General features: G+C 62.9%; 3 protein-coding genes. 2 read left to right on the forward strand and 1 reads right to left on the reverse strand.

What is annotated here, in order from left to right; genetic code table 11:
• Both RMO25_RS00360 and RMO25_RS00365 read left to right on the forward strand, forming a co-directional pair.
• Positions 1–905 (forward strand): amidase family protein (locus RMO25_RS00360; RefSeq protein ID WP_309660616.1); only part of this gene is annotated, 905 nt, incomplete at its 5' end.
• Between the two features lie 154 nt (positions 906–1,059).
• Positions 1,060–2,895, forward strand: a complete 1,836-nt coding sequence (locus RMO25_RS00365) for a TIR domain-containing protein (RefSeq protein WP_309660617.1) — start codon at positions 1,060–1,062, stop codon at positions 2,893–2,895.
• Positions 2,896–3,034: 139 nt separating this feature from the next.
• On the opposite strand, the gene RMO25_RS00370 is transcribed toward RMO25_RS00365, so the two are convergent.
• Positions 3,035–3,232 (reverse strand): SMR family transporter (locus RMO25_RS00370; RefSeq protein WP_309660618.1); only part of this gene is annotated, 198 nt, incomplete at its 5' end.

The following is a 3,232-nucleotide window of genomic DNA, read 5'->3' on the forward strand; positions in this document are numbered from 1 at the left end:
GCACTTTCGTGGTCCCGATCAGCGGCAGCCAGGACACGCCCGGCCCGATGACCGCGACGGTGCGCGAGGCGGCTGAGTTGCTGAGCGTCATCGCCGGGAGCGACCCCGCCGATCCGGCGACGGCGGAGGCCGACCGGCGCAAGATCGACTATGCCGCGGCGCTCGACGCCGGTTCGCTCAAGGGCAAGCGCATCGGCGTGATGCGCTTCGCGTCGGGGTTCGGCACCGACACAGCGTTCGCGACCGCGCTCGCCATCCTGCGCGAGCAAGGCGCGACGCTGGTCGAGATTAAAAAATTCGACGACAAGGGCATCGGCGCCAATGAGCTGACGGTGCTGCTGACCGAGTTGAAGGCGAGCCTCAATGCCTATCTGGCCGGCAGCCCGGCGGCGATCCCGGTGCGCACCCTGGCCGACGTGGTCGCCTTCAACACGGCCCACGCCACCCAGGAAATGGCGCTGTTCGGGCAGGAGACCTTCATCAAGGCGCAAGCGGCCAAGGGCCTCGACGATCCGGCATACAAGAAAGCGCGCCAGGTGAGTTTCCGCGCGGCTGGGCCCAACGGGATCGACCGGATGCTGAAGGAGCATAAGATCGACGCGCTGGTCGGGCCGACGATGCCGCCGTCGTGGAAGATCGACGCCGTCAACGGCGACCAGATCGCGGGTGGCGGAGCGGGCGGGCTGGCCGCCGTCGCCGGCTATCCACACCTGACCGTGCCGATGGGCATGGTGAAGGGCCTGCCGGTCGGCCTGAGCTTCATCGGCCCCAAGTGGAGCGAGGCGCTGCTGCTGTCGCTCGGCTATGCCTATGAGCAGGCGCGCGGGCCGATGCCGGGTCCGAAGTTCTACCGCTCGATCGAGGAGAGTCCGGAGATCGCGCCGCTGCTGACGCCGCAGCGCTAAGAGGCGGCGAGCCTTACCGGGCCGATGTCCGCAATGGGTGGAAAGCGGACATGAGCCTGTGCCGAATAGTGAACGAGCTGCCCAACGAGTGCGTGGCCGGCTTAGTCGCCGCTTCGGTGCAATTTCTCTTTCTTCTAGGCCGCTTGAAGCTTTCATGAGTAAAGCGCAAACTGACGGCGAGGGAGGGTTCGTGAGCCGCGTCTTTCTAAGTTACGCCCGTGAGGATGTCGACGCGGCAAAGAAGCTCGCCGATTGCATCTCGCGTGCCGGCCACGTGGTATGGTGGGACCAACACATTCAAGGCGGCTCCCGTTTCACCAATGAAATCGACCAGGCGCTCAAGAATGCCGAAGCCGTGGTGGTGCTGTGGTCGGAGGTGTCAGTCAAGTCCGCCTGGGTACAGGACGAAGCCGGCGAGGGCCGCGACAGCGGGCGGCTGGTGCCGGTAGCCCTCGGTTCGGTAAAGCCGCCGCTCGGATTTAGACAGTTCCACACGGTTAGTCTCGGATCGTGGACCGACGATGGAAAGGCGGACGGACTCGACGACCTTATCGACGCAATCGCAAGCACCTGCAGCGGCGACGGGCACAACGACGAGGCCGATTTGTCAAAGGCCGCCAAGTTGCAGAAGAAACTGTCCATTTGCGTGCTTCCGTTTGCCAACATGAGCGGCGAGCCGGAGCAGGAGTATTTCAGCGATGGGATCAGCGAAGACATCATCACCGACCTGTCGAAGGTCTCGGCGCTGTCAGTAGTCGCGCGCAATACCGCATTCACATTCAAGGGGCAGTCAATCGACGTAAAGGAGGTGGCCAAGACTCTCGGCGTCAGCCACGTTCTCGAAGGCAGCGTCCGCAAGGCAGGCAATCGCGTCAGGATCACCGCCCAGCTGATCGATGGCTCTGTCGGCGATCACGTCTGGGCAGACCGCTACGACCGCGACCTCGATGACATCTTCGCCATCCAGGACGAAATCTCCAAAGCGATCGTTGCCGCGCTTGAGGTAAAGTTGCTCCCCAAAGAGAAAAGCGCGATCGAGAATCGAGGCACATCGAGCGTCGAAGCTTACAACCTCTACCTCATGGCCCGACAGCAATGGATCACCGGCTCCGTCGGCGATTTGCGCCGCGACGAGTCGATCATCCGCTTATGCCGCCAGGCCACGACGCTCGATCCGGACTATGCACAGGCTTGGGCTCTCATGGCGCTGGCGCAAGTTGAGCTGAGATTCGTGCACGGGCAGAATGAAGACGCACTTGGGGCCGCCGAGCGAGCGCTGGAAATCAATCCTGCGCTGCCCGAAGCTCATTGCATCAAGGCGAGGTATCTCGAGGAAGAAGGCAAAGCCGACGAGGCCGAGAGGCAAATCCGGACGGCGCTAAAACTCAACCCGAACTCGTGGGAGGTGAATCGCGAGGCCGCGCGAATGCTATTCCGCCATAGTCACATCCGGGAAGCCATACCCTTTTTCGAAATGGCTTCGTCACTGATGGATAGCGACTGGCATAATCCTCTCATGCTCGTTACCTGCTTCCATGCGATCGGCGAAGAGGAGCAAATGCGCAAAGCGGCTCGACTCGTTATTGAACGAGCCGAGAAGGCGATAGCTAGCAATCCGGCGAACGGCACAGCATTGACCAGCGGCGCCCATTCGCTCGCAGTGCTCGGTGAAAAGGACAGGGCTCGCGAATGGATTAATCGCGCCCTGCTGCTCGATCCCGAGAACCGCAACATGCGCTACAATGCCGCGTGTGCGATGGCGCTTCAGTTCGGCGACGCCGACGAGGCAGTAAAAACGCTGGAGCGATTCTTCCAAACGGTGACGAGCGCCACCTGGATTCGACACGTGGAGGTTGATCCCGACCTTGATTCTATCCGCGCGAACCCTCGGTTCAAGGAAATGCTTGCGTCGGCAAAGCGACGCCTCGGGATCGCGGATGTGGCCCGCGGGCCCAAAACACAGCCGGCCCCAAGCACCTCGCCAGCGTAAGGGTTTTCACCGCAGTAACCGGGGCCCGCGCATGGGACGCGGTGCTGAAGCCATCCTACGGCTGCCGGGCGCGCGCGGCCGCAGCGCGCGCACCAGGTTTTTGGGCTGCAAAATGTCCGCAATGGGTCGAAACCGGATCTTACGCAGTAAGCCTTAGTCCGGCGATGGCGGCGACGATGGCGAGGATCAGGAGGGCGCGGACCAGGCTTGCCGGCTCGCCGAACCACAGCATGCCGACGATGACCGTGCCGATCGCGCCGATGCCGCCCCACACCGCATAAGCGGTACCCATCGGGATCGTCCGCGACGAGGTCTCGAGCAGCGCCATGCTGATCGC

This window comes from Sphingomonas sp., from assembly GCF_031361285.1.
In the GTDB taxonomy this organism is placed as follows: Bacteria; Pseudomonadota; Alphaproteobacteria; order Sphingomonadales; family Sphingomonadaceae; genus Sphingomicrobium.